At 67.4% G+C, this 25,668-nt stretch carries 22 protein-coding genes; 12 read left to right on the top strand and 10 right to left on the bottom strand.

All coding sequences use genetic code 11. The features are described 5' to 3' along the window. Positions 1-20 precede the first annotated feature (20 nt). The 4 genes from SH591_RS03405 to SH591_RS03390 all read left to right on the top strand — a co-directional run bounded on the left by SH591_RS03405 (position 21) and on the right by SH591_RS03390 (position 4,791). Positions 21-1,229, top strand: coding sequence for an amino acid aminotransferase (locus SH591_RS03405; protein ID WP_324750526.1), 1,209 nt, complete (start codon positions 21-23; stop codon positions 1,227-1,229). Between the two features lie 3 nt (positions 1,230-1,232). Further along, positions 1,233-3,317, top strand: coding sequence for an alpha-ketoacid dehydrogenase subunit alpha/beta (locus tag SH591_RS03400; protein WP_324750525.1), 2,085 nt, complete (start codon positions 1,233-1,235; stop codon positions 3,315-3,317). Between the two features lie 2 nt (positions 3,318-3,319). Next, a complete protein-coding gene (locus tag SH591_RS03395) occupies positions 3,320-4,525 on the top strand; it encodes a dihydrolipoamide acetyltransferase family protein (protein ID WP_324750524.1) in 1,206 nt (401 codons plus the stop codon). A 125-nt stretch (positions 4,526-4,650) separates the two neighbouring features. After that, complete coding sequence (locus SH591_RS03390) at positions 4,651-4,791, top strand: hypothetical protein (RefSeq protein ID WP_322830850.1); 141 nt, start codon at positions 4,651-4,653, stop codon at positions 4,789-4,791. Positions 4,792-4,859: 68 nt separating this feature from the next. Here SH591_RS03390 and SH591_RS03385 read toward each other — a convergent pair whose 3' ends face one another. The 3 genes from SH591_RS03385 to paaG all read right to left on the bottom strand — a co-directional run bounded on the left by SH591_RS03385 (position 4,860) and on the right by paaG (position 8,227). Next, positions 4,860-5,183, bottom strand: coding sequence for a glycine zipper 2TM domain-containing protein (locus SH591_RS03385; RefSeq protein ID WP_322830849.1), 324 nt, complete (start codon positions 5,181-5,183; stop codon positions 4,860-4,862). A 133-nt stretch (positions 5,184-5,316) separates the two neighbouring features. After that, the gene (paaZ, locus tag SH591_RS03380; RefSeq protein WP_324750523.1) at positions 5,317-7,335 is read right to left on the bottom strand and encodes a phenylacetic acid degradation bifunctional protein PaaZ; all 2,019 of its coding nucleotides are present in this window, start codon (positions 7,333-7,335) and stop codon (positions 5,317-5,319) included. A 112-nt stretch (positions 7,336-7,447) separates the two neighbouring features. Further along, positions 7,448-8,227 (bottom strand): 2-(1,2-epoxy-1,2-dihydrophenyl)acetyl-CoA isomerase PaaG, encoded by a 780-nt coding sequence (paaG, locus tag SH591_RS03375; protein WP_324750522.1) that lies wholly within the window; start codon positions 8,225-8,227, stop codon positions 7,448-7,450. Positions 8,228-8,273: 46 nt separating this feature from the next. Here paaG and paaI point away from each other — a divergent pair, with 46 nt between their 5' ends. From paaI to paaE, 7 genes are read left to right on the top strand one after another with little or no spacing between them, the layout of a single operon-like run. Further along, positions 8,274-8,711: a hydroxyphenylacetyl-CoA thioesterase PaaI gene (gene paaI / locus SH591_RS03370; RefSeq protein WP_324750521.1), complete on the top strand. Its 438-nt coding sequence runs from the start codon at positions 8,274-8,276 to the stop codon at positions 8,709-8,711. Next, the gene (pcaF, locus tag SH591_RS03365) at positions 8,708-9,910 is read left to right on the top strand and encodes a 3-oxoadipyl-CoA thiolase (RefSeq protein ID WP_324750519.1); all 1,203 of its coding nucleotides are present in this window, start codon (positions 8,708-8,710) and stop codon (positions 9,908-9,910) included. Before paaI ends, pcaF begins: the two co-directional genes overlap by 4 nt. A gap of 51 nt (positions 9,911-9,961) precedes the next feature. Further along, positions 9,962-10,945: a 1,2-phenylacetyl-CoA epoxidase subunit PaaA gene (paaA, locus tag SH591_RS03360; RefSeq protein ID WP_324750518.1), complete on the top strand. Its 984-nt coding sequence runs from the start codon at positions 9,962-9,964 to the stop codon at positions 10,943-10,945. Then, positions 10,942-11,226, top strand: coding sequence for a 1,2-phenylacetyl-CoA epoxidase subunit PaaB (gene paaB / locus SH591_RS03355; RefSeq protein WP_322830843.1), 285 nt, complete (start codon positions 10,942-10,944; stop codon positions 11,224-11,226). The genes paaA and paaB overlap by 4 nt, the downstream gene beginning before the upstream one ends. Then, on the top strand, positions 11,223-12,056 hold the full coding sequence (paaC, locus tag SH591_RS03350) for a 1,2-phenylacetyl-CoA epoxidase subunit PaaC (protein WP_324750517.1): 834 nt from the start codon (positions 11,223-11,225) through the stop codon (positions 12,054-12,056). Before paaB ends, paaC begins: the two co-directional genes overlap by 4 nt. Next, positions 12,050-12,517: a 1,2-phenylacetyl-CoA epoxidase subunit PaaD gene (paaD, locus tag SH591_RS03345; RefSeq protein ID WP_324750516.1), complete on the top strand. Its 468-nt coding sequence runs from the start codon at positions 12,050-12,052 to the stop codon at positions 12,515-12,517. Before paaC ends, paaD begins: the two co-directional genes overlap by 7 nt. 8 nt (positions 12,518-12,525) lie before the next feature. Next, positions 12,526-13,602: a 1,2-phenylacetyl-CoA epoxidase subunit PaaE gene (gene paaE / locus SH591_RS03340; protein WP_324750515.1), complete on the top strand. Its 1,077-nt coding sequence runs from the start codon at positions 12,526-12,528 to the stop codon at positions 13,600-13,602. On the opposite strand, the gene SH591_RS03335 is transcribed toward paaE, so the two are convergent. The 3 genes from SH591_RS03335 to SH591_RS03325 form a co-directional block, all read right to left on the bottom strand. After that, positions 13,590-14,186, bottom strand: a complete 597-nt coding sequence (locus tag SH591_RS03335) for a TetR/AcrR family transcriptional regulator (RefSeq protein WP_322830839.1) — start codon at positions 14,184-14,186, stop codon at positions 13,590-13,592. The genes paaE and SH591_RS03335 overlap by 13 nt on opposite strands. Positions 14,187-14,227: 41 nt before the next feature. Continuing rightward, positions 14,228-15,412: a class A beta-lactamase gene (gene bla, locus SH591_RS03330; RefSeq protein WP_324750514.1), complete on the bottom strand. Its 1,185-nt coding sequence runs from the start codon at positions 15,410-15,412 to the stop codon at positions 14,228-14,230. Positions 15,413-15,545: 133 nt separating this feature from the next. Beyond that, entirely contained in the window at positions 15,546-17,987 is a 2,442-nt protein-coding gene (locus tag SH591_RS03325) for a zinc-dependent metalloprotease (protein ID WP_324750513.1), read from the bottom strand. 170 nt (positions 17,988-18,157) lie between these two features. Between SH591_RS03325 and SH591_RS03320 the strand changes: the two genes are divergently transcribed. Further along, a complete protein-coding gene (locus SH591_RS03320; protein WP_324750512.1) occupies positions 18,158-20,290 on the top strand; it encodes a TonB-dependent receptor in 2,133 nt (710 codons plus the stop codon). Positions 20,291-20,324: 34 nt separating this feature from the next. Here SH591_RS03320 and SH591_RS03315 read toward each other — a convergent pair whose 3' ends face one another. From SH591_RS03315 to SH591_RS03300, 4 genes are read right to left on the bottom strand one after another with little or no spacing between them, the layout of a single operon-like run. Beyond that, entirely contained in the window at positions 20,325-21,212 is an 888-nt protein-coding gene (locus tag SH591_RS03315) for an alpha/beta fold hydrolase (protein ID WP_324750511.1), read from the bottom strand. A gap of 1 nt (position 21,213) precedes the next feature. Further along, a complete protein-coding gene (locus SH591_RS03310; RefSeq protein WP_322830834.1) occupies positions 21,214-22,485 on the bottom strand; it encodes a spinster family MFS transporter in 1,272 nt (423 codons plus the stop codon). A gap of 25 nt (positions 22,486-22,510) precedes the next feature. Beyond that, positions 22,511-24,754 carry a TonB-dependent receptor gene (locus tag SH591_RS03305; RefSeq protein WP_324750510.1) on the bottom strand — a complete coding sequence of 748 codons (2,244 nt, stop codon included), beginning with the start codon at positions 24,752-24,754 and terminating at the stop codon, positions 22,511-22,513. A gap of 13 nt (positions 24,755-24,767) precedes the next feature. After that, on the bottom strand, positions 24,768-25,592 hold the full coding sequence (locus SH591_RS03300) for an alpha/beta fold hydrolase (protein WP_324750509.1): 825 nt from the start codon (positions 25,590-25,592) through the stop codon (positions 24,768-24,770). Between the last annotated feature and the right edge of the window lie 76 nt (positions 25,593-25,668).

The raw sequence follows: 25,668 nt of genomic DNA, 5'->3' as shown, positions 1-25,668 counted from the left end.
GCGGGCGCAGAGGAACCGAAATGACCGACACGCTGATCCTGGATACCAAGCCCAATCTGTTCGACAGCCTGAAGGCGCAGCCCGCGGACGCGCTGCTGGCGATCATCGGCCTGGTCAATGCCGATCCGCGGCCGGAGAAAATGGATCTCGGCGTCGGCGTCTATAAGGACGCGGCCGGCAATACGCCGATCCTGCGCGCGGTGAAGGCTGCCGAGAAGATCCTGCTCGATACGCAGGAAACCAAGGCCTATCTCGGCTCGGAAGGCGACGTCCGCTTCGTCGCCTTGATCAAGGAAATGGCCTTCGGCCCCGAGCGTGCCCGCGACGACCGCATCGTCGGCCTGCAGACGCCCGGCGGCTGCGGCGCGCTGCGCCTCGGCGCGGAACTCATCAAGGCGACCGGCTCGGATGCGCGCATCTTCGTCGGCCAGCCGACCTGGCCGAACCACACCCCGCTGATCGGCAGCGCCGGCGTGCCGTTCGTCGATTATCCTTATTACGACAAGGCCAAGAAGGCCGTCCTGTTCGATCGCATGATGGCCGCGCTCGAAGAGACGCGCGCGGGAGACATCGTCCTCGTCCACGGCTGCTGCCACAATCCGACCGGCGCCGATCTCAGCCTCGACGAGTGGAAGGCGCTGGCCGACATCGTGTCGCGCCGCGGCCTCGTTCCCTTGGTCGACCTCGCTTACCAGGGCCTCGGCAACGGGCTCGAGGCCGACGCGGCCGGCATGCGCCTGGTCGTCGACGCGGCCGACCAGGCCCTGGTCGCGCACAGCAACGACAAGAATTTCGGCCTCTATCGCGAGCGCACCGGATCCCTGTTCGTGAAGGGCAGCAATGCCGAGCAGGCCAAGGTCATCCTCGGCAATCTCGCGGTGATGGCGCGCACCAGCTGGTCGATGCCGCCCGATCACGGCGCCGCTGTCGTCCGCACCGTGCTCGACACGCCCGAACTCGCCGCCGACTGGCGCGCCGAGCTGGACGAGATGCTCGCCCGCATCCGCCACCTGCGCGCCCGCATTGCCGCCTTCGATCCGCGCCTTGCTTATGTCGACCAGCAGAACGGCATGTTCTCGATGCTGCCCCTGTCGCCCGAACAGGTCGCCGACCTGCGCGAGAAGGATGCGATCTACATGGCCGGTTCGGGGCGGTTCAACGTCGCCGGCCTGTCCGACGAGAATGTCGACCGTTTCGCGGCCGCCGTGGCGGCGCGCCTTCCGGAGTAATTTATGGCCGAAGATCTGGCGATGGCACCGAGGACCAGGGGGAACTCGCCCGATCCGGATTACGACTGGAGGAAGGTCGCCTACCTCCTCCAGCTGTCCCGCGCGCTCGACAAGCTCGAGGAAGAGACTCTCGTTCCCGAGAAGAAGGTGCTCTACCAATTCTCGGCGCGCGGGCACGACATGGCCCAGATCCTGCTCGGCTCGCGGCTCGATCGGCCCAAGGACGCGGCCTGCGGCTATTATCGCTCGCGGCCCCTGCTGCTCTCGCTCGGCGTGCCGCTCGAGGATGCGCTCGGCTCGGCGATGGGCCGCGCCGGCGGCTATTCGGACGGCCGCGACATCGGCGTCGTGTTCAACTATCCGAACCCGAACGGCGCCCCGGCGCTGCCGATGTCGGGCGGCGTCGGCGCGCAATATACGCCGACCGCCGGCTGGGCGCAGGCGATCGAATATTACCGGACCGTGCTCGGCGACGCGTCTTATGACGACGCGATGGCGGTCGTGCTGGGCGGCGACGCCTCGGTTGCGACCAACGGCTTCTGGGCGGCGCTGACGATCGCGACGACGCAGAAGCTGCCGATGCTCTTCTACATCGAGGACAATCAATACGGCATCTCGGTCCCCTCGACCTACCAGACTCCGGGCGGCAACATTGCCCGCAATCTCGAAAGCTTCACCGGTCTCCAGGTCTTCTCGGGCGACGGCACCGAGCCGGCCGAGGCGGCGCGGCTGCTGCGCGAGGCGACCGACCATGTCCGCGGGCGCAATGGGCCGGCCTTGCTGCGGCTGACGGTTCCGCGGCTCCAGGGCCACAGCTTCCAGGACACCCAGACCTATAAGAGCGAGGAATTCGTCGCCTCCGAATGGGCGCGCGATCCTCTGCCCAAATTGAAATCCTATCTGGTCGGCTCCCTGCTGGACGAAGCCGAGTGGGACAGGATCGCCGCCGAGGCCGCGGCCGCGGTTGAGACAGCGCGCGAGATCGCCGAGGCGCGCGGTGTGGCCGATCCCGAGACGGTCCTCGCCAACGTCTTCTACGAAGGCGAGATGCAGCAGATCGGCGGCCAGTGGACGCACGGCTACGTGGCGCCGGCGTCGACCGAGCACCCGAACCCCGAGGGCAAGCGCATCAACATGGTGACCGCGATCCGCCGGACGCTCGACCACGAGCTCGCGATCAACCCGCGGGTCCTTCTGTTCGGCGAGGATATCGGCCCCAAGGGCGGCGTCCACGCGGTGACGCTCGGCCTCCAGGACAAGTTCGGCATCGAGCGCGTGTTCGACACCAGCCTGTCGGAAGAAGGCATTGTCGGCCGCGCCGTCGGCATGGCGATGGCCGGCCTGATGCCGGTGCCCGAAATCCAATTCCGCAAATATGCCGAGCCCGCGCTCGAGCAGATCAACGATTGCGGCACGATGCGCTGGCGCACCCACAACCGTTTCGCCGCGCCGATGGTGCTGCGCATCCCGGGCGGCTTCTTCAAGTGCGGCGACCCGTGGCACAGCCAGACCAACGAGGTCCAGTTCGTCCACAATCCGGGCTGGAAGGTTGCGGTGCCGAGCAATGCCGAGGATGCGGTCGGCCTGCTCCGCACCGGCCTGCGCGGCAACGATCCGGTCGTCTTCTTCGAGCATCGCGCGATGCTCGACGACGTCTGGGCGCGCCGCCCCTATCCGGGGGACGATTATGTCCTGCCGTTCGGGAAGGCGAAGAAGACGCGCGAGGGCAGCGACATCACGATCGTGACCTGGGGGGCGATGGTGCCTCGCTGCGAGGAGGCGGCAAAGGACTTCTCCGCCGACGTGATCGATCTGCGCACTCTGATGCCGTGGGACCGCGAGATGGTGTTGGAGTCGGTCCGCCGCACGCGCCGCTGCCTGATCGTCCACGAGGATCTCCAGACCGGCGGCTTCGGCGCGGAGATTGCGGCCGTGGTCGCCGACGAAGCGTTCATGGATCTCGACGCGCCGGTCTCGCGCCTGACCATGCCCGATATCCCGAGCCCGCATAATCCGGTGCTGCTCGACTGGGCGGTCCCCTCGGTCGCGCGTATCCGGGCCAAGATCGACCAGTTGGTGGGGTTCTGAGCATGATCGACGTCATCGTCCCGGTCGAACAGGAGGGCACCAAGGCGGCGGTGCGGGCGTGGCTGAAGGCGGTCGGCGACCGCGTCGAGGTCAATGATCCGTTGGTCGAGCTCGAGACTGACAAGGTCGCCGTGGAGGTCCCGGCGCCGGCGTCCGGCGTGCTGCGCGAGATATTGCTGCACAGCGACGACGAGGCCGCCCCAGGCGCCGTGCTCGCCCGGATCGCGCCGCTCGCCGAGGTGATCGGCCATGAGCCGGATAGCCCGCGCACCGCGACCCCGGCATCCGCGGCCGAGCGGCCCCGTCACGATCCCGACCTGCGCCTGTCGCCGGCGGTGAAGCGCGCGCTTCTTCAGCACGATATCGATCCAAGCCTCATCGAGGGGACCGGCCGCGACGGCCGCATCACCCGTGCTGATGTCGACAAGGCGGTGGAACAGGCCACCAGGGTCCAGCCGGCCGCCGCTGCGCGCGGGGCGCCTTCGGCGCCGCCGAGCGACTCGTCGATAGCCTCGCACAGCGTGCCCCACGACCGCATGCGGCTGCGCATTGCCGAGAATATGCTGAACTCGGTCACGGTGGCGCCGCACGTCACCGCCATGTTCGAGGCGGATTTCAGCGCGATCATGGCCCATCGCGCGCGCCACAAGGATGTCTTCGCCAAGACCGGCGCGAAGCTCACTTATACCGCCTACATCGCCGCCGCGGCGGCCGAGGCGATGAAGGTCGCGCCCGCGATCAACAGCCGCTGGCACGACGACCGGCTCGAGATTTTCGGCGACGTCAATATCGGCGTCGGCACGGCGCTGGGCGAGAAGGGGCTGATCGTTCCGGTGCTGCGCAAGGTGCAGGCCCTGTCGCTGCAGGGCATCGCCGCCGGGCTCGACGCGCTGATCGAGAAGGCCCGCGCCGAAAAGCTCGGCAGCCAGGATGTGAAGGGCGGCACCTTCACCATTTCGAACCACGGCGTGTCGGGCTCCCTGTTCGCCTCGCCGATCATCATCGCCCAGCCGCAATCGGCGATCCTCGGCGTGGGCAAGCTGGAGAAGCGCGTGGTCGTGCGCGAAGTCGGCGGGATCGATGCGATCCAGATCCGGCCTTTGGCCTATGTGAGCCTCACCATCGACCACCGCGTCGTCGACGGCCACCAGACCAATGCCTGGCTCAGCCGCTTCGTCGAGGTGCTGGAAACCTGGCCGCTCGACTGAGCTCCCCGTCATTGCGGGGAGCGCAGCTTCGCTTCGCTCGCAACGACGATGGAGATTGGCTAGATTTAAGGAACAGCGCGATCCCCGTCTGCGTTCCACCCCTGTAACAAACACAGAGGTGCATCATGGAAGAGCGTCGTGACGGAGTCGTTGAGAAGGAAACCGTGATCGTCGAGCGTGGCGGCGGCGGCGGAATCATCGCCGCGATCGCCCTGCTGATCGCGGTAGTGGCGGTTCTCGCTTATTTCGGAATGCTGCCGATCTGACGGCGAAAAAAAAACGCCCCGGCCGCAAGGCCGGGGCGTTTCTCTACGCAAAGCTACGCTTACGAAACTTAGTAGCGGCACTTCTTGCTGACGACGTTGCGGTCGACATGGCGGCCGAGCAGAGCGCCGACGGCCGCACCGAGGATGGTGCCGGTGGCGCGCTCGCCGCGGGTGTCGATCGCCCGGCCGGCGAGAGCCCCGGCAGCGCCGCCGACCACGAGACCGGTCGTGCCGCTGCCCTTCTTGCAGACATCCTGGCGGTAGCCGCGGTAGGAGGACTGATGCTGGCCGCGGTGCGAATGGCTGTAGCCCGTCTGGTGCGCCAGCGCGGCGCTCGGCAGTGCGGGGACGGCCAATGTCAGGGCCGACGCGGCGAGAATGATATTACGCATAACTGATCTCCTTGGACGCTTCAGCGAACGACCGTGGCCGTCCTTGGCTGAGCCCCTTAGAGCCGAGTCGCATTGAGCCGCTCCTGAACCGGCTTGTTAGGCCCGGTTCAGTTAGCTGGCGTTCATGCGGCCTCTACGGCGTGTTCATGGTGAGGAGGTCGTAGGTCGCGACGACCTCGTCTTTCTGGTTGAAGACGTAGACCGCCCAGCGGACCTCGCCCTTCTCCGCGTCGCGCACGCTCTTCGACTTGACGGTCAATTCCACGCGCATCGAGTCGCCCGGGTAGAGCGGCGTCTGGAAGCGCAGATTCTCGAGGCCCGTATTGGCAAGCACCGGTCCGGGCGCCGCGTCCACGAACAGGCCGGCGGCGAAGGAGAGGATCAAATAGCCGTGGGCGACGCGGCCTTCGAAGATCGGGCTCGCCTTGGCCGCTTCCTCGTCCATGTGGGCGTAGAAGATGTCGCCGGTGAAGTGGGCGAAATGCTCGACGTCTTCGAGCGTGACCGTGCGGCTTGCGGTCTTGAGCGTGTAGCCGATCTCCAGCTCCGAAATGCGCTTGCGGAACGGATGGAGCTCGCCTTCCGGCTTGGGCGCGCCGGGCAGCCACTGCTTGACGATGCCGGAGAGCAAGGCGGGGCCGCCCTGGAGCGCGGTGCGCTGCATATAGTGGGTGACGCCGCGGATGCCGCCCAGTTCCTCGCCGCCGCCGGCGCGGCCGGGGCCGCCATGGACGAGGACGGGGAGGGGCGAACCGTGGCCGGTCGATTCCTTGGCGCTGGTGCGGTCGAGAATGAGCATGCGGCCGTGATAGGCGCCGGCGCCGAGCACGAATTCCTCGGCGACCTTGGGATCGAAGGTGAACAGCGACAGAGCGAGGCTGCCCATGCCGCGATTGGCGAGCGCGATGGCGTCGTCCAGGTCCTTGTAGGGCATGATCGTCGAGACCGGTCCGAACGCTTCGACGTCGTGGATCTCGGGCGAGCCCCAGGGATCGTCGGAGCGGAGCAGGATCGGCGTGATGAAGGCGCCTTCGCCGGCGACCGGCGCGCGATCGGGATCGCCCGAGACGATGCGGGCCGACTTGGAGAGTTCGGCGACGGCGTCGCGCACGGCGCGGAGCTGCGCGCGGCTGGCGAGGGCCCCCATCGTGACGCCTTCCTCGCGCGGGTCGCCGATCTTCACCTTGGCCAGGCGTTGGCTGAGCGCCTCCTGGACGGCGTCGAGATGCTCGGCCGGCGCCATCGCGCGGCGGATGGCGGTGCATTTCTGCCCCGCCTTCACCGTCATCTCGCGCGCGACCTCCTTGATGAACAGGTCGAATTCGGGCGTGCCGGGGGCAGCGTCCGGGCCGAGGATCGAGGCGTTGAGGCTGTCGCGCTCGGCGATGAACCGCACCGACTCGCGTGCCATCACCGGGTGCGCCTGCAGCTTCATCGCGGTCTGAGCCGAGCCGGTGAAGCTCACGACGTCCTGCAGCGTCAAATGGTCGAGCAGGTCGCCGACCCCGCCCATGATCAGCTGCAGCGCGCCGGGCGGCAGGATATTGGCCTCGATCATGATGCGGACGGCATGCTCGGCGAGATAGCCGGTCGAGGAGGCGGGCTTCACGACCGCGGGAACGCCGGCGAGGAGGGTGGGGGCGAGCTTCTCGAGCATGCCCCAGACCGGGAAGTTGAACGCGTTGATATGGACGGCGACGCCCTGCAGCGACGTGTAGACGTGCTGGCCGACAAAGCTGCCGGTCTTGGACAATGGCTCCATCTGGCCGTCGATCAGGATGCACTGGTTGGGCAGCTCGCGGCGGCCCTTGGACGAGAAGGAGAAGAGCGTGCCGGCGCCGCCCTCGATGTCGATCCAGCCGTCGGTGCGGGTCGCCCCCGTCTCGTAATTGAGTTCGTAGAGCTCCTCCTTGCGCGCCATGATCGCGTTGGCGAGATCCTTCAGCATCCAGGCGCGCTCGTGGAAGGTCATCTTGCGCAGCGCGGGCCCGCCGACATTGCGGGCGTGATCGAGCATCGCCTTGAAATCGAGACCCTCGCTGCCGGTGGTGGCGACGAGCTCGCCGCTAACGGCGCTGTGCACCTCGGCCAGATTGCCCGAGGCCGCGACCCAGCCGTCCTTGGCGTAGTTCAAGAGATTGATCGTTTTCATGTTCGTGTCCCAAAGCCGTTCGGGCTGAGCCTGTCGAAGCCCTCCAGTTGCTTTTTCCCCGCCTTCAAAGAAGGAACGGCCTTCGACAGGCTCAGGCCGAACGGGTTGATGCTCACTGCCCGGTGAATTTCGGTGTGCGCTTTTCCATGAAGGCGGCGACGCCTTCGCGATAATCGTCGCTGAAGCCGAGCGCGCGCATCGCGTCGCGCTGCAGGTCCAGCTCCTCGTCGAGGCTGTGCGACCAGCTTTCGCGGATCATTGTCTTGATCGCGGCGAGGCCCTTGGTCGGGGCCGTAGCGAAGCGGCTCGCGAGCGCGTCCACCTCGGCGTCGAGCGCGTCGTCGTCGACCGCCTTCCAGATCAGGCCCCATTCGGCCGCCTTGTCCGCGGGCAGCGGTTCGGCGGTGAGCGCCAGGCCGAGGGCGCGAGCCTGGCCGACGAGGCGCGGCAGCACCCAGGTGCCGCCGCTGTCCGGGATCAGGCCGATATTGGCGAAGGACTGGATGAACTTGGCCGATTTCGCCGCGATCACGATGTCGCAGGCGAAGGCGATGTTGGCGCCCGCGCCGGCCGCGACTCCGTTGACCCGCGCGACCACCGGCAGCGGCAGGCCGGTCAGGCGGCGGATCAGCGGGTTATAATATTTCTCGACCGACTCGCCGAGATCGACCTGCGCGCCCGGCGCCACGGCGCGGTCATTCAGATCCTGGCCCGCGCAGAAGCCGCGGCCGGCGCCGGTCAGCACAAGCACGCGCGCATCTCCGATTCGGTCGAGCGCGTCCCGGACTTCTTCGTGCATCTGGACGGTGAAGCTGTTCAGCCGGTCCGGGCGGTTGAGGGTGAGGCGGGCGATGCCGTCCTCGCTCTTGAAGTCGATCGTTTCGTAAGCCATGGAGGAGTTAATAGACCGATTGGTCGGGAAACCCAAGAGAGCATCCGTGACCGCTGACGAACTCGCCGAAAAGATCGCTTTCGACATGCTCGGCAAGGACGCCGCCGAGGCCGCATGGGGCATCGAGATAGAGGAAGTGCGGGTCGGCTATGCGCGCATCCGGATGCGCGTGCGCCGCGACATGCTGAACGGCCACGGCAGCACCCATGGCGGCATGACCTTCGCGCTCGCCGACACTGCGTTCGCCTACGCCTGCAACGGCCGCAACACCCGCACCGTCGGCGCGCAGGCCTCGATGATCTACCTCGATGCCGCGCGCGAGGGCGATGTGCTCGTCGCCGAGGCGCAGGAGGCGTCACTTGTCGGCCGCAACGGCGTTTACAACGTAGCGGTGCGAACCGACGACGGCCGTGCCATCGCCGAATTCCAGGGCTATTCCCGCAGCGTCGGCGGCCAAGTGATCGAAACCGGAGACCCAGAATGACCGAAGCCTTCATCTGCGACGCGGTACGGACGCCGATCGGCCGCTATGGCGGCAGCCTTGCCCATGTCCGCGCCGACGATCTTGCCGCGGTTCCGATCAAGGCGCTGATCGAGCGCAATCCGGGCATCGACTGGGCGCAGCTCGACGACGTCATCTATGGCTGCGCCAATCAGGCCGGCGAGGACAATCGCAACCTTGCGCGCATGGCGGGTCTGCTCGCCGGTCTTCCCGACGCCTCGGGCGGCGTCACGCTCAACCGCCTGTGCGGCTCGGGCATGGACGCCGTGGCGATGGCGGCGCGGGTGATCCGCGGCAGCGAGGCGGACCTGCTGATCGCGGGGGGATCGGAGAGCATGAGCCGCGCGCCGTTCGTGATGGCCAAGGCGACCTCGGCCTTCGACCGCAACGCCGAGATGTACGACACGACGATCGGCTGGCGCTTCGTCAACCCCAAGATGCGCGACGCTTATGGCGACGACACGATGCCGTCGACGGCCGAGAATGTCGCCCAGGACTTCCAGATCGGCCGCGAGGACCAGGACGCCTTCGCCGTGCGCAGCCAGGAGAAGGCCAGCCGGGCGCAGGAAAATGGCCGACTCGCTGCCGAGATCGTCGCCGTCACGATTCCGCAGCGCAAGGGCGACCCGGTGATGGTCGATCGCGACGAGCATCCGCGCACGACCAGTGTCGAGGCGCTGGCCAGATTGCGTCCGATCGTCCGCGCCGACGGCACCGTCACGGCCGGTAATGCCTCGGGCGTCAATGACGGCGCGGCGGCGATGATCGTCGCCAGCGAGGAAGCGGCCAAGCGCAACGGCCTGACGCCGCGCGCCCGCATTCTCGGCGCTGCCGTCGCCGGCGTGCCGCCGCGCATCATGGGCATCGGTCCCGCCCCGGCCTCGACCAAGCTGCTCGATCGGCTCGGCCTCAAGCTCGCCGACATGGACGTGATCGAACTGAACGAGGCTTTTGCCGCGCAGGGGCTCGCCGTGCTGCGCCAGCTCGGCGTCGCCGACGACGATTCCCGCGTCAACCCGAACGGCGGCGCGATCGCGCTGGGCCACCCGCTCGGCATGTCCGGCGCCCGCCTCGCATTGACCGCGACCGAGGAGCTGCAGCGCAACGGTGGGCGTTACGCTTTGTGCACGATGTGCATTGGCGTCGGCCAGGGCATCGCGATGGTGATCGAGCGGGTGTAATTAATTGACCGATCGGTCGGCTAATGATAAAAGCCGGCGAGGGAGTTAGCCATGTACACGACCGAATTGCAGAAGACGGCCCAGATTTCCTCGACCGAGGATCCGGAAAAGCTCGCCGCTTTCGAGGCGCGCGTGGCCGCCGACGAATTCATCGAGCCCAAGGACTGGATGCCCGAGGCCTATCGCCGCACGCTCACCCGCCAGATATCGCAGCACGCGCATAGCGAGATCGTCGGCATGCTGCCCGAGGGCAACTGGATCACGCGCGCGCCCTCGCTGCGGCGCAAAGCGATCCTGCTCGCCAAGGTGCAGGACGAGGCGGGCCACGGCCTCTATCTCTATTCGGCCGCCGAGACGCTCGGCACGAGCCGCGAAGAGATGATCGAGGCGCTCCACTCCGGCAAGGCCAAGTACAGCACAATCTTCAACTATCCGACGGTCACCTGGGCGGACATGGGCGCGATCGGCTGGCTGGTCGACGGTGCCGCGATCATGAACCAGGTGCCGCTGCAGCGCACCTCCTACGGCCCCTATGCACGCGCCATGGTTCGCGTCTGCAAGGAGGAGAGCTTCCACCAGCGCCAGGGCTACGAGATCATGATGCATCTCGCCGCCGGCACGGCCGCGCAGAAGCGCATGGCGCAGGACGCGCTCAATCGCTGGTGGTGGCCGAGCCTGATGATGTTCGGCCCGCCCGACGCCGACAGCCCCAATACGGCGCAGTCGATGCGCTGGCGGATCAAGCGCGACACGAACGACGAGCTCCGGCAGAAGTTCGTCGACATCACCGTGCCGCAGGCAGACGCGATCGGCCTCACCATCCCCGATGCCGACCTCAGGTGGAATGCGGAGAAGGACGGCTATGATTTCGGCGAAATCGACTGGGCCGAATTCTACGCGGTGGTGAAGGGCGAAGGCCCGGTCGCGAAGGAGCGGATGAAGGCGCGCCGCGAGGCGTGGGAGACGAATGCCTGGGTGCGCGAGGCCGCAGCCGCCTACGCCGCCAAGCAGGACGCGAAGAGGAAAGCGGCGTGAGCAAAGATTGGCCCTTGTGGGAAGTGTTCGTCCGTTCGAAGGGCGGGCTTTCCCATCGTCACGTCGGCAGCGTCCATGCGCCCGACGCCGAGATTGCGGTGCGCCACGCGCGCGACACCTATACGCGGCGGATGGAGGGCGTGAGCCTGTGGGTCGTGCCCTCGGCCTCGATCACCGCCTCCGATCCGGCCGAGGACGGGCCGATGTTCGAGCCGGCGCAGGACAAGATCTACCGTCACCCGACCTTCTACAACATCCCCGAGGGCATCTCGCACATATGATGGCCTCGCTTCCTCCGATCGACCTGCCGACGGGCGCGCAAGGCGAAGGCGCGTTCGACGCGCCCGCCGCCGATGCCGGCCGCGATGCTTTGGTCGATTATGTGCTGCGCCTCGGCGACGACAGCCTGATCCTCGGCCAGCGGCTCGGCGAGTGGACCGGGCACGCACCCAGCGTCGAGGTCGATCTCAGCCTCGCCAACATGGCGCTCGACCTGATCGGCCAGGCCACCCTGTTTCTCGGCCATGCCGGGGCGCTGGAAGGGAAGGGCCGCGACGGCGACAAGCTCGCCTTCCACCGCGACGTGCTCGATTTCCGCAACTGCCTGCTGGTCGAGCAGCCCAATGGCGATTTCGCGCAGACGATGGCGCGCCAGTTCCTGTTCTCGACCTGGCAGAAGATGCTGTTCGACCACCTCGTGGCCTCGACCGACGAGACGATCGCCGCGATCGCCGCCAAGGCGGTGAAGGAGGTCGCCTATCACGAGGAATTGAGCGCCGAGTGGGTGATCCGTCTCGGCGACGGCACCGACGAGAGCCGCACGCGCATGCAGGACGGGCTCGACTGGATGTGGCGCTTCGTGCCTGAACTCTTTGAGATGGACGCGGTCGCCGCCGACATGGCCGCGAACGGCGTCGGCGCCGATCTTGCGGCGTTCCGCGGCGATTTCGATCGCAAGGTTCGCGCCGTGGTCGAGGAAGCGACGCTCACGCTCCCGCACGACCAGCGCCCGATCCTCGGCGGCCGCAAGGGCCATCACAGCGAGCATCTCGGCCATATCCTCGGCACGATGCAGTTCCTGCCGCGGGCCTATCCGGACGCGACATGGTAGCCGTCCGCAAAGCCGACGATCTGACCGAGCGGCTCTGGGCCGTGCTCGAAACCGTGCCCGATCCGGAGATACCGGTCGTGTCGGTGGTCGATCTCGGCATCGTCCGTGAGGTTTCGGACGAGCGGGTGACGATCACGCCGACCTATACCGGCTGTCCGGCGACACAGGTGATCGAGCGCGACATTCGCGACGCGCTGGACGCCGCCGGCTATCGCCATGTCCGCATCGACACGGTTCTGGCCCCGCCCTGGACCACCGACTGGATCAGCGCGGCTGGCCGCGAGAAACTGCTCGCCTACGGCATCGCGCCGCCGGTTCCCGCGGGCCAGCGCGACGTGGCCTGTCCGCAATGCGGCTCGACCGAGACCGAGGAAATCAGCCGCTTCGGATCGACCCCGTGCAAGGCGCAATGGCGTTGCCGCGACTGCCTCGAGCCGTTCGACCTGTTCAAATGTCATTGAGAGACTGAATGTCCGTCAGCTTCCACACGCTCAAGATCGCCGAGATGGTTCCCGAGACGAGCGACGCCACGTCGATTCGCTTCGACGTTCCCGAGGAGCTCAAGGAGACCTTCCATTTCGCGCCGGGGCAGCATTTGACGCTGCGCGCCGAGATCGGCGGCGAGGAAGTGCGGCGCAACTATTCGCTCTGCGTCGCCCCGCAGGACGGCGAGCTCAAGGTGACGGTGAAGCGCATCGCCGGCGGACTCTTCTCCAACTGGGCCAACGACAATCTGAAGCCCGGCGACGCGCTCGACGTGATGGCGCCGCACGGCAGCTTCACCTGGGAGTTCGCGCCCGGGGCGCGCAATCATTATGTCGGCTTCGCCGGCGGCTCGGGCATCACCCCGGTCCTGTCGCTGCTGAAGACGGCGCTGACGACCGAGCCGGACAGCCGGTTCACGCTCTTCTACGGCAATCGCGACAGCTCGTCGGTGATCTTCCTGGAGGAGCTGGCGGGGCTCAAGAACCGCTTCATGGGCCGGCTTCAAGTCCACCATTTCCTGTCCGACGAGGCCGAGGATATCGAGCTGTTCAACGGCATGCTCGATCGCGCCAAATGCGACCTGATCCTGACCGAGCTGGTCGAGCCGGCGGAGGTGGATTCCTTCTTCATCTGCGGCCCCGGCCCGATGATGGACGCGGTCGAGGCAGCCCTGCTCGGCAAGGGCGTCGACAAGCACAAGATCCACATCGAACGCTTCACCGCCGACCGACCGTCGGGGGCGCTGGCGGCGCAGATACAGGCGCTGCAGCAAGAAGCGCAGGGGCTGACGATGCTGGTGACTCTGGACGGCCGCAAGCGCCGCGTCGCCTTCGATGCCGCCGCCGGCAACATTCTCGACAGCGCCCGTGCCTCGGGCCTGCCCGCGCCTTATGCGTGCAAGGCCGGCGTCTGCGCCACGTGCCGCGCCCGCGTCGTTTCGGGCGAGGTCGAGATGGCGGCGCGCTACGGCCTCAGCGACGAGGAGATCGCCGCCGGTTACGTGCTGACTTGCCAGTCAGTGCCGAAGGGCGAGGGCGTCGAGCTCGACTACGACGCCTGAACGCCGGCGAGACCGTCCAGCATCAGGTCCACCGCCATGTCGGCGAGGCCTTCGGGCGTGACCGCGCCGTCGGCGCGAAACCATGTGTGCGTCCAGTTGATCATGCCGAAGAACAGCATCGTCAGCGGAAAGGCGAGGGGGGCGGTGTCGGGGCGGATCTCGCGGATCTGCTCCTCGACGATGGCAATGATGCGGCGCTGCTTGGCGACGACGTCGCCGCGCCGCTCGGGCGGCAAATTGTCGAGTTCGTTAAGCAGCACTTTGTGGCTGTCGGCCGCGTCGGCATAGAGCTGCATGAAGGCCAAAGCGAGCGCATGGAGCCGGTCGCGCGGCCCGAGCGCGCTTAGCCGCAGCACGTCCTCGGCGGCATCGACGAGCAGCTCGAGGTGCGAGGCCATGACCTCGTGGAGGATGTCCTCCTTCGACGGGAAATAATGATAGACGAGCGACTTGGAGGCGCCGCAGGCCTTGGCGAGGTCGGACACCGACGCGCCCTGGAAGCCCTGGCGCGCGTAGAGATGGGAGGCGGCGGCGACGATCGCGTCGCGGCGCTTGTCGTAATCGGGGGACTGGGGACGGGCCATGGCCGCCGCACCTTATGGGTACGGCGGCGCAGGGGCCAAGCTTATTTGCGGGTGCCGGTATATCCGCCGGCGGCGGCGGCCACGCCGTAGCCGCCGACATTGCGGTCATAGTCGATGACGGCGCGGGTGACGCTCTGCATCATCTGCATGCGCTGGACGATCGGCGCCGAGGTCTGGCGGATCATCACGGCCACCGAATAGGACTTGCCGTCGGGCGAGGTGACGATGCCGATGTCGTTGTAGCCGGACTGGACCGGGCCGAGCACCTGGCCGGTGCCGGTCTTGTGTGCCAGCGACCAGCCGGGGGCGAGGCCGCCCTTCAGCCGCTGCGGACCGGTGGTGGTGTTCGACATGATCGACAGGATGCGGGCGGTCGAAGCCGGCGAAAGCAGCTCGCCCTTCTTGAGACGCGCCAACGCGTTGACGACGCCCACCGGGGTCGCGCCGTCGACCGGGTCCGATACGTAGCGGTTGAAGGCGGCGCGGCGGACGTCCTGCGGCACGGCCGAGCGCGCGGCGTAGAAGCCGTTGCCGGTCGAGAAAGCGGGGTTCCAGCTGATGCCGGCAATCGCGCTCTGCATCAGGCGCTCGCCCGGGCCGAAGCGGATGCCGTCTATCCCCTTGCGGGTGAGAAAGGCGCGCACGGCGTCCGGCCCGCCGGCACGGCGCAGCACGAAATCGTTGGCGGTGTTGTCGCTCTTCTGCATCGCCGTCTGGAGCAGGTTCGCCAGCGTGGTGTCGTAGCCGTTGGCTCCGATCCGGCCGGCGATCGGCTGGTTGAACAAGGTGAGATCGGACTTGCGCACGGTGACCGGGACGGAGAGGTCGAGTTCGCCGCGGTCCTGCTTGTCGAGCGCGGTCAGCGACACCCAGAACTTGCTGACGCTCTGCTGCGGGAAGTGCGACGCCCCGTCATAATGGGTGACGTAGCCGGTCTGGATATCCTTGACCGCGATGCCGACATCGCCGTTGAACTCGCGGCCGATCGAGGAGACGCGCGCCTCGAGGATCCGCTGGGCGGTCGCTTCCTGTGGCGAGACCGGGGCGGGAGCCGGCGTGTAGACCTGGGCGGCCGTGCGCGTGCCGGGCGCCGGTGCGGCGGTCGCGCTGTCACTGGGATGCGTAGTCACGGCCAGCGCCGTGGACACGCCGAGTGCGACGAAGAAGGCGGTCTTGGCTCCGCGGGTCGACTGACCAGGCTCAAACGGCTTGCGCGTCAATTTCACTCTTTGCCCCTCACTAACATCTTATGCTCTAATGATTTCATCATAGCCGGTTCCGCATTTCTGTCAGCTTAATCGCCTAAAAATGTGGACGAACCGAGACTCCGGCGGGGCGAATCGAATCTAAACGCGGAACTTAAAGCCCGAACCAGCCTTCGTCGGCGGCGCCGATCGGCATGCCCGGCGGGACGACCGGCACGCGCTTCGGCTCGGCGAGGAGCTTGTCGAGCGCTTCGCGGTCGCCAAGCAGGCGGGCGAGCCCGCGGCTCCAGTCCCGCTCGGCCTCGTTGCCCGATCTTTTGGCGAGCGACGCGCCGAGGCGACGCAGCCGCTCGTCCAGCGCCAGTGCCAGGGTCGGCGAAAGCGCCGGATCGCGCTGCACCCGCGCCAGCGCCAGGGCCGTGGTCGTCGCGACGCGGCGACGGACGGACTCCCGGCCGCTGTCGCCCGCGGCCGAGAAGGAGTTGGCGATCACCCGGTCGATCAGCTCGGCCGCACCGAGTTGCGAGCCGTCTACGCGGTTCTGCTCGGCGAGGCGGTTGAGCCGCTCGGGCGCGAGCAGGGCGTTGAGCGTTACCGTCGCCGCGACCTCGCTCGCGACGAGCGGATCGAACACGGGGCCGCCGGCAGTGCGGAATATCTCGATGTCGAACTGGCGGTCGTTGCTGCCCGACCAACCGGACGAAAGATAAGGGAGTAGGTGGCCGGGCACTTCGAGCTGTTCGGGCGCCAGCGTGGCGAGCAATGCCTCGAGCGCGCGCCGCTGCGACGCTTCGGGGACGGCCGGGGAGGCCTCGCGGCCGTCGCCGCGCAGCGCGTAGCTGAAGTCGACGCCGCCGACGAGCTTGGCCGCGCCTTCGACCTGATAACGGTGGAGCAGCCAGATCGGCACGAACTTGCGGCGCAGATTGGCGACCGGCTCGTTGGCGGCGAGCGCGCCGAGCCCGAAGCGGTCGACCGCGGCGCGGCGCACGGCGGTCATCCGCTCGAGTTCGGCCGCAGGATCGGCGTGATCGTCCCAGAGCCCGCCCCAGGGCTGGGCGGTGCCCACGGGTCGCGCGTCGTTGTCGGCGGCGTAGCGCAGCCCTTCGGCGACCGCCGCGGCGGCCTTGGCCTGTGCCTCGGCGTCGTTCGCGGCGCCGTAGAGCCAGTCGATCGCATAATTGTCCCAGCGACCCATGCCGACGCCATAAGCGTCGCTGAGGTCGGGCGCGCCGTCGACGAGGCCGACGCGCGGCGCGGGATAGTCCATCACCGAATAGCGGCCTTGGGTGCTCGCTGCGAAATTGTGGGCGAGGCCGAGCGCGTGGCCGACTTCGTGGGCGGCGAGCTGGCGCAGCCGGGCGAGCGAGGCCTGGATCGGGTCGTTGCGACCGCCGGTCCCAACCTTGTCGGCGCCGACCAGCCCCTCGAAGATCAGCATGTCCTGGCGCACCCGCAGCGAGCCGAGCAGGACCTGGCCCTTGACGATTTCGCCGGTGCGCGGGTCCTCTACCACCTGGCCGTAGGACCAGCCGCGGGTGGCGCGGTTGACCCAGTTGACGACGTTGTAGCGTATGTCGAGCGGATCGATCCCCTCGGGCAGGATCTCGACGCGGTAGGCGTCGATATAGCCGGCATCCTCGAACGCCTGCTTCCACCAGCTCGCGCCTTCGTAGAGCGCGGTGCGGATCGGCTCGGGCGCCGACCTGTCGATGTAGAAGACGATCGGCTTCTTCACGCGCGATTTCGGGGCGGCCGGGTCCGTCTTCTCGAGCCGGAAGCGGTTGGAGAGTTCGTAAACGATCGGCTGGCCGAGCGGCGCGGCATAATCGAGCACCTGGGTGGCGAAGCTGCCGCCGCGCGGGTCGAAGCGGCGCGGGCGATAGCCGGCGTCGGGCAGCTTCACCAGCGAATGGCGGACGACGAAGCTCAGGTTCCCGCTGGCCGGGGCGATATTGTTCACCTCCGCGCCCGGCTCGGCCGAAACGAAGGTCTGGCGAGCCTCCATCTCGATATTCTCCGGGAAGACCTTGACCGAGGCGGGGTCGGCGACGGTGAGGTCCTTCGACAGAGCGAAGCCCTTTTCGCCGGCGCCCTTCAGCGCCGGGGCGATGCCGAGCGTGTCGAGCGCCAGGAAAGGCGACAGGTCGACCAGCTGGCGCCCGTCCGCGCCGTCGATCGCGTCGCCCATCCACAGGGTCGAATAAGCGAAGCTGTCGCGCGCCGCCTGCTGCTCGGGGGCAGGAGCGTTGGTGGCGCGGAAGCGGGGATTCTCGACTTCGATCGCGATCTTCTTGCCGATGCGGCGGAAGACGACGAGCTTCGATCCGCCGCTCAGCGCCCGGTCCAGCCCCACGGGCGCGGCGCCGAGCCCGGTCTTCAGCGCGGTCACGTAGAGATAGCGCCCCGAAAGGCCGTCGCGGTCCGGCGCGGGCAACGACAGCAGGATGCGGCCGCCCTTGGCGTCGACATGGACCGGCAGCAGCCCGCTCTGCGCGACGGTGCCTTCGAGCGGCGCCGGCGCCGCGGCGGCGAGCGCGGTGGGCGAGGCGGCGAGCAGGAGTGCGGACAGGAATGCGGCGGCCACAGGCTTCATTTCGGGATCCCCTTTTCCGCTACGCCTAGCCTTCGGCGGCGGCGGCTGTCGAGGCGCTATCCGCCGGCCAGTCGAGCCATTCGCGCGGCGAAGGCGGCAACCCCGGGTTTTGCGGGTATTGATACGGTGTAACATCCCGACTAAGGCCGCTTCGCCATTCCGGAGTTTGTATGCCGAAGCTTGCCCTGTTCCTTGCCACTTCCGCGCTCGTGGCCGTCCCCGCGCTCGCGCAGCAGACGGCGTCCAGCCCGCCCCCGCACCAGCCGCGTAGCGGCGAATATCATGCCGCGGAATCGGAAGACATCGTCATCACTGCCGATTTCGTGCGCGAGCTCGATCTGCTGTCAGGCCGGTCGGTGCTGAGCGGGACCGAGCTGACGCGCGACCTGAGGCCCCAGATCGGCGACACGCTGGCGCGGCTGCCGGGCGTTTCGGCCACCTCGTTCAGCCCGGGGGCGTCGCGGCCGGTGCTGCGCGGTTTCCAGGGCGAGCGCATCCGCGTGCTCACCGACGGAATCGGCGCGATCGACGTGTCGAACACCTCGGCCGACCATGCCGTGACGATCGATCCGCTCACGGCCGAGCGGATCGAGGTGCTGCACGGCCCGGCGGTCCTCCTGTTCGGGAGCCAGGCGATCGGCGGCGCGGTCAACGTGCTCGACCGCCGGATTCCGCGCAAGGTGCCGGACGAGATCGCCCATGTCGAAGCGCTTGCCACCTACGGCTCGGCCGCCGACGAGCGCAGTATCGGCGCCTCGGTCGACGTGCCGGTCAGCGACAGCGGCTTCGTCGCCCATTTCGATGGCAGCTACCGCAAGAGCGGCGATCTGGAAGTGGGCGGCTTCGTGCTCGCGCCGTCGCTGCGCGCCGAGCAGCTCGCGATCGCCGCCGAGGAAGAAGCCGAAGGCCATGCCGACGAGGCGGCCGAAGCGCGAGACCTCGCGAACCGCAGGGGCAAGGTCGCCAACACCGGCACCGAGACCAAGACGCTCGGCGCCGGCCTGGCCTTGATCCGCGACGGCGGCAGCCTCGGCTTCTCGGTCAGTTGGTACGACAGCGATTACGGCGTCCCCAGCCGTCCCGGCGCGCACCATCATCACGAGGAAGCCGAAGGCGAGGGCCATCATGGCGACGTCCCGGTGACGATCGGCCTCGAGCAGATCCGCGCCGACCTGCGCGGCGAAGTCGACATCCACGGCAGCTTCATCGACGCGCTGCGCGTCCGCCTCGCCGCCGCCGATTACGAGCATACCGAATTTGAGGGCGACGAGGTCGGCACCGTCTTCAAGACCCAGGGCATGGAAGGGCGCGCCGAGCTGGTGCAGGCCGACCGCGGCGGCTGGCGCGGCGTCAGCGGCGTCCAGTTCTTCAGCCGCGATTTCGCGGCGACCGGCGCCGAAGCGTTCGTGCCCCCCAACGTGACCAGCCAGTTCGGCCTGTTCACTTTGCAGGAATATGATCTGGGTGCGCTCGGCCTCGAGGCCGCGCTGCGCCGCGAGCATACCGACGTCGAAGCCGATGTGATCGGGGTCGTGCGCGACTTCACGGCCTGGTCGGGCGCGCTCGGCGCTTCCTACGACATCGGCAAGGCCGTGAAGGTCGGCGCCAACGTGTCGCGCGCCGAGCGAGCGCCTTCCGCCGAGGAATTGTTCTCGAACGGCCCGCACGTCGCCACCCAGGCGTTCGAGATCGGTGATCCGACGCTCGGCAAGGAGAAGAGCTGGGGCGCCGAAGCCTATGTCCGCGCCCAGACCGAGGACTGGAAGCTGAGCTTCACTGCCTTCGCCAACTGGTTCGACGATTATATCTTCTCGGCCGAGACCGGGGCGGAGATCGACGAGCTTCCGGTATTCCAATATTTCCAGCGCGACGCCCGCTATGTCGGCTTCGAGGCCGAGGCCTCCGCCACGCTGTTCCGCACGGCCGGCTTCAAGTTCGTGGGCGACCTCGTGACCGATTATGTCCGCGCGACGATCAAGGAAGGCGGCCCGGTGCCGCGCATCCCGCCGCTTCGCGTCCTCGCCGGGCTGGAGGCGCAGTCCGACGCGGTCGATGCGCGGGTCGAGGTGGAATGGTCGGACGAGCAGGACCGCGTCGCCAGCTTCGAGACGGCGACCGACGGCCATACCTTGGTCAACGCCTCGGTCGCCTGGCACCCCTGGGGCAAGCGCAATCCGACGACTTTGATGCTGTCGGCCAACAACATCTTCGACGTCGACGCGCGGCGACACGCCAGCTTCACCAAGGATTATGTGCCGATGGCCGGGCGCGACATCCGCGTGACCGCCCGGTTCAGCTTCTAAGGCGCCGGCCCCTCCCAGCGGGAGGAGCCGAGCCTCATTCGGCGAGGAAGGCCTTCACTTCAGCCGCGAAGGCTTCGGGCTGGTCGAACATGATGAAGTGCCACGCGTCGGGCACGTGCTTGAGCTTCGCCTGGGGCAGGTTGGCGAACGACATCTTGTAGACCGCCTCCATCTGCGCATCGGTCATCGGGATGTTCGGGCCGCGGACGAACAGCACCGTCACCGGCACCTTGAGATTGGCGAGCTCGGGGCGGAGGTCGGTGACGATCAGATCGTGCATCGCGCGGGCGGCCATCGCCTGGTCGCTGCCGAGCGAAGCGGCGATCGCGGCGGGGCGCTGATCCTCGGCCTTCACCATTGTCGCAATCGTGCCCTCGACATGCTTGCGCCGGTCCTCGGGCGAGGCGGCGGTCAGGCCGTCGCGAACCTTGGCGGCGGCTGCGGCGATGCCGGCCGCATCGGCGCCGGGCGCGAACATCATGCCGATCGAAGGCAGCATGTCGACGACCATCACCTTGGATGCGGCCTCGGGATGGCGCGCGGCGATCATCATCGCCAGCGAGCCGCCCATAGAATGGCCGATCACGGCCGGACGGACCTTGGCTTCCTTGATGTAGCGCGCGATTTCCTCGGCGAGCACGGGCACGATCGGCCCGGTGCCGCCATTGCCGCCGATCGGATGGCCGGCAAATCCGTTCACCTGGACGAGATGGTAGCGATAGCCCGGCACCGCCGCGACCGTGCCTTCCCAGACGTCGCGCGTCGAGCCGAGGCCGGGGACCAGCACCACGTCGGGGCCTTCGCCCTTGGTGACGACGCTGATCCGATCGGACTCGAAGCCTTTCGCTTGCGCCGTGCCGAAGGGGAGGAGGCAGGTCGCCGCCAGCATCGCCGCGGCAGTGAGGAATGTCCGTCGCTTCATATTACCCCCGATACCAATCCTTGTTCAGCCGCGACGCGGCGACCGCGTAGATGGCCGAGCTTAGCAGATAGAAGCCCAATCCGTAGAGGATTGAATATTGGAGCGAATTGACGCCGTGCGCTTCCGTCATCCGCACCGACATGAAGCCCAGAAACCAGGTGCCGAAGCCGATGCCGATCAGATTGTTGATGAACAGGAAGCTGGCCGAAGAGGTCGCGCGCATGTTGGGCGGGACGATGTGCTGGACGGCCGAGATGACCGGCCCCAGCCACGCCAAGGCCAGCATCTGGCCGACCGCGAACAGGATCCAGGCCACGACCAGGGACTCGGCGAACAGGCCGAAGGCGAAGCAGGGCGCCGCGATCGTGAAGCAGGCCGCCGGAATGAGGGCGTAGGCGCGCGGGTTGGTCGGCCCTGTCTTGTCGCCGATCCAGCCGCCGAGCCAGGTGCCGGCGACGCCGCCGACCAATACGATCGTGCCGTAGAACAGGCTGAGGTCGAACAGCTCCAGCCCGAACGTGCGGTTGAAGAAGGAAGGGAGCCAGAAGATCAGGCCGTAGCCGAGGATCGATCCCGACGCGGCGCCGAACGAGAGCAGCCAGAAGCTCGGCGTCGCAGCGAGCCGCCTGGCGACGGTGAGGAAAGGCGGGGCAGGATCGCTGGCCTGGCCGTCCGCGCTGTCGAAGCCGCCGCGGATCGGCTCCCTGATGCCGAATTTGACGAGCAGGGCGGCAGGAATGCCGGCGAGGCCGACGATCAGAAAGGCCGAGCGCCAGTCGAGCGCGGTCGTGATCCAGCCGCCGAAGAAGATGCCGAGCGCCGAGCCGATCGGGATGCCGAGCGAGAACAGGGCCATCGCCCGCGCCCGCCGTTCGCGCGGGAAGAAATCGGAAATGAGGGCGTAGGCGGGGGCGATGCCGCCCGCCTCGCCGACCGCGACGCCCATCCGCGCGAAGACGAGAGACGTGAAATTCTGGGCGAGGCCGCACACAGCGGTGAAGCCGCTCCACAAGGCGACCGAGATCGCGATGATGTTGACCCGGCTGCGACGGTCGGCGAGCCAGGAGATGGGGATCGCGAGCGCGCTGTAGAAGAAGGCGAAGGCGATGCCGAGATAGCTCAGCGATTCATCGTCGAGCTGGAACTCCGTCTTGATCGGCACGGCGAGCACGCCGATGATCTGACGGTCGATGAAATTGAAGATGTAGGCGAGGAGCAGGATGAGCAGCACCCGTCCACCGGGCGTCTGAGCCTGCTTCAAGGGTGTCGTCACTCCGCTCCTCGCTTTCGTCATCCGATCAGAACTTCACGCCGGCCGAGAGCGTGAAGGTGCGCGGCGGGCCATAGAAGCCGATGATCGAGTTTCCAAGCAGAGCGCCCGGGAAGTTGTAGCCGCCCACGCGATACTGCTTGTCGAACAGGTTGCGGCCGTGGAGGCCGAGCTGGAAGCGGTCGTTGTCCGACGTCCAGACCAGGCTGGCGTCGACAATTTCGTAAGCGTCCTGGTCGAGGACCGGGTTGGCCACCTCGAACAGCGAATAGTCGCTGCGGAAGGAGAGGGCGGGCGTGAACGCGATGCGGCCGGCCGAGCCAAGATCCTTGGTGTAGTGGAGCGTGACATTGCCGTTCCAGGCCGGCGTGTTCTGGAACAGGCGCTGGTCGGCGACATCGCGCACCACCAGGTCGGTGCCCAGCGACAGGAACTCCTTGAACTTCGCGTTGGTGTAGCCGATCGCGAAGGTCACCTGGAGGTCGTCGTGCGGGATGATCCGCCCTTCGAGCTCGAGGCCGTAGATGCGCGACGAGCCGGCATTCTCGACCGAGCTCACGACGGTGGTCCCGAACAGGAACTGGGTCGTGATCTGCTGGTCCTGATAGTCGGAGTAGAAACCGGCAAGGTTCAGGAACAGGCGGCGGTCGGCGAAGGCGCCCTTCAGGCCCACCTCATAGGCGTCCACCGTCTCCGGCGCGTAGCCGTTGATCGTGTTCGGCGTGAAGATGGCGTCGCCGCGCGGATCGAAGCCGCCCGACTTGTAGCCCTTGTTGTACGACGCATAGATCATCAGGTCTTCGTTCGGTTCGTAGCGAAGGCTGACGCGTGGCGTGAACTGCGAGTCGGTGCGGTCGTTGGTGTAGTCGGTGCGGGTCCGGAACTGGACGGCGCTTGCGTTGCCGAACAGCGGGCTGCGGATGCCGAGATAATCGGCGCGGAACACCGTGCCCTCGCGCTTGTCGCGGCTGTAGCGGCCGCCGAGCGAGACCGAGAACTGCTCGTTCAACTGGACGCTGACGTCGCCGAACACGGCCCAGCTCTTGGTGTCGACGTCGCCGCTGGTGAGCGTGGTGAGGTTGGCGTTGCCGATCACCGTGTCGAATGCGCCCGAGGCCGAATTGTCGAGATAATAGAGGCCGACCACGCCCTGGACCGCGTCGCTCTCATACAGCGCCTGGAATTCCTGGGTGAACTGTTTGTCCTTGTAGAAGGACGGGATGTCGAGCACCGGCCCGGGCATTCCGTCGAAGTCGATCAGGGTCTCGGTATGGCCCTTGCGGAAGGCGGTGATCGATTTCAGTGTGACGGCGTCGGTCGCTTCATATTCGATCGTGCCGGAAATGCCGCTCGTCTCGACATTGTTCTCGTCGCCGATGCCGGCGCGGGTGTCGTACACGCTGTCGAGCGGAGCGCCGATCGCGGTGCCGTTGCCGAGCAGGCGGTAGCCGTGGCGCGGGTTCGATTCATCGTCGGTCTTGTCGGCGGCGATGCGGATGAAGAGCGCATCGGACGGCGTCAGTTCGAGGCTGAGGCGGCCGGCCATCACGTCCTTGTTGTAATGCTCGGCGCCGCTGGTGAGGTTCTTGCCGAAGCCGTCGCGCTTGTAGATCGCGAACGCGCCGCCGACCGAAACCCAGTCGGCGATCGGGACCGCGACCTGGCCGATCAGGTCGGTTTGGTCGTACGAGCCGTAGGATGCGCGGACCTGGCCGCTGAAATCATTGCCGAGGCGCTTGGTGACATATTTGATCGCGCCGCCGATCGTGTTGCGGCCGTAGAGCGTGCCCTGCGGGCCGCGCAGAACCTCGACGCGCTCGACGTCGAAGATGTCGAGCACCGCGCCCTGCGGACGGGCGACATAGACGTCGTCGATATAGAGCCCGACGCCGGGCTCGAAGCCCCACACCGGGTCCTGTTGGCCGATGCCGCGGATGAAGGCAATCAGGGTCGAGTTCGAACCGCGCGCAATTTGCAGCGTCAGGTTCGGGGTCTGCTGCTGCAGGTTGGTGATGTCGACGGCACCCTGCTCGGCGAGGGCGTCGCCGCTGAACGCGGAGACCGAGAGCGGGACGTCCTGCAGGTTTTCCGCGCGACGGCGGGCGGTGACGACGATGTCGCCGTCATTGCGCGCGTCCGCGGTCTCGACACCGGCGGTTTCGTCGACGGCGGGTTCGTCGGTCGTCTGCGCGGCGAGCGGCGCGGCGATGAGCCCGGCGGCGATCGCCGTGGTCAGCCGGAGTGTGGTGGTCAGTCTGGAAATGCGAGCCATGACGTCTCTCCTCTTATGCTGTGATGTGCGGTTGGCGGATGCGCGGCAGGCTGGCCGCGAAGTCCCTGATGGTCTGGTTGAAAAGCTCGGCCTGTTCGATGTGCGGGCTGTGGCCGGATTGATCGAACTCGATGATCTTCGAGTTCGGAATGGCGGCTCCGAGATAGTCGGCAGTGTCGGAGCCGTAGAGGTGGCTGTGCGCGCCGTGTGCGATCAGGGTCGGCTGGCGGATGCGGCCGAGGCCGGCGCGGAAATCCTGTTCGACCAGGGAGCTCCACAGCGCGCTGATCGCGGCGCCATCGTTGCCCTGGAATTCCTCGCCGGCCCAGCGCGCCTTGTGGGGGCTTCCCGGCTGCGCGAAGATCGCCTGGCCGGCGCTGTTGGCGAACGTCGCGAAGTCGGTTTCGATCGCCTGGCGGCGGGCCTCGCAGGCCTCGCGCGAGAGGCCGAGCGTCCATTCCCCGTCGTTCAGCACGCGCGGCGTCATGTCGACGATCACCGCGCCGGCGAAGCGTTCTGCGGCGGGGCCGGCCAGGACATGCCACAGCACGGAGGCGCCGAGCGACCAGCCGACGCCGATCACGTCGCGCAGGTCGAGCGCCGCGACCAGTTCGGCAATGTCCTCGCCGAGCCGTTCGACGGTCAGGCCGTGCTCGGCGCGGGAATCGCCGTGGCCGCGCAGGTCGACGCGGATAATGCGGAAATCGTCGGCGAGGGCGCGCTGCTGCTCGAAGAAGCCGCGGTGCGCCATTAGCCCGTGCAGCAGGACGAGCGGGCGGCCTTCGCCCTCGTCCTCATAGACGATGCGCGTGCCGTCGGATGCGGTGAAATGCTGCAACGATACCCCTCCCAGGAACGGCTCCTCTTCCGGGAGTTCGCTCTTCCCGCCGGTGCCACGACGTGAAACATGAGTC

Origin of the sequence: Sphingomonas sp. LY54, assembly GCF_035594035.1 — a bacterium.
Classification (GTDB): Bacteria; Pseudomonadota; Alphaproteobacteria; order Sphingomonadales; family Sphingomonadaceae; genus Allosphingosinicella.
This window is presented reverse-complemented; position numbering and strand designations above follow the sequence as displayed.

Bases quoted from the DNA above. Each gene is read 5' to 3' on its own strand.
- paaG (WP_324750522.1), bottom strand. From the start codon at position 8,227: ATGGCTTACGAAACGATCGACTTCAAGAGCGAGGACGGCATCGCCCGC.
- SH591_RS03315 (WP_324750511.1), bottom strand. From the start codon at position 21,212: ATGAAGCGACGGACATTCCTCACTGCCGCGGCGATGCTGGCGGCGACC.
- SH591_RS03305 (WP_324750510.1), bottom strand. From the start codon at position 24,754: ATGGCTCGCATTTCCAGACTGACCACCACACTCCGGCTGACCACGGCG.
- paaE (WP_324750515.1), top strand. From the start codon at position 12,526: ATGTCCGTCAGCTTCCACACGCTCAAGATCGCCGAGATGGTTCCCGAG.
- SH591_RS03320 (WP_324750512.1), top strand. From the start codon at position 18,158: ATGCCGAAGCTTGCCCTGTTCCTTGCCACTTCCGCGCTCGTGGCCGTC.
- SH591_RS03405 (WP_324750526.1), top strand. From the start codon at position 21: ATGACCGACACGCTGATCCTGGATACCAAGCCCAATCTGTTCGACAGC.
- SH591_RS03325 (WP_324750513.1), bottom strand. From the start codon at position 17,987: ATGAAGCCTGTGGCCGCCGCATTCCTGTCCGCACTCCTGCTCGCCGCC.
- paaZ (WP_324750523.1), bottom strand. From the start codon at position 7,335: ATGAAAACGATCAATCTCTTGAACTACGCCAAGGACGGCTGGGTCGCG.
- SH591_RS03395 (WP_324750524.1), top strand. From the start codon at position 3,320: ATGATCGACGTCATCGTCCCGGTCGAACAGGAGGGCACCAAGGCGGCG.
- pcaF (WP_324750519.1), top strand. From the start codon at position 8,708: ATGACCGAAGCCTTCATCTGCGACGCGGTACGGACGCCGATCGGCCGC.
- SH591_RS03385 (WP_322830849.1), bottom strand. From the start codon at position 5,183: ATGCGTAATATCATTCTCGCCGCGTCGGCCCTGACATTGGCCGTCCCC.
- SH591_RS03335 (WP_322830839.1), bottom strand. From the start codon at position 14,186: ATGGCCCGTCCCCAGTCCCCCGATTACGACAAGCGCCGCGACGCGATC.
- SH591_RS03390 (WP_322830850.1), top strand. From the start codon at position 4,651: ATGGAAGAGCGTCGTGACGGAGTCGTTGAGAAGGAAACCGTGATCGTC.
- SH591_RS03400 (WP_324750525.1), top strand. From the start codon at position 1,233: ATGGCCGAAGATCTGGCGATGGCACCGAGGACCAGGGGGAACTCGCCC.
- paaA (WP_324750518.1), top strand. From the start codon at position 9,962: ATGTACACGACCGAATTGCAGAAGACGGCCCAGATTTCCTCGACCGAG.
- paaC (WP_324750517.1), top strand. From the start codon at position 11,223: ATGATGGCCTCGCTTCCTCCGATCGACCTGCCGACGGGCGCGCAAGGC.
- paaD (WP_324750516.1), top strand. From the start codon at position 12,050: ATGGTAGCCGTCCGCAAAGCCGACGATCTGACCGAGCGGCTCTGGGCC.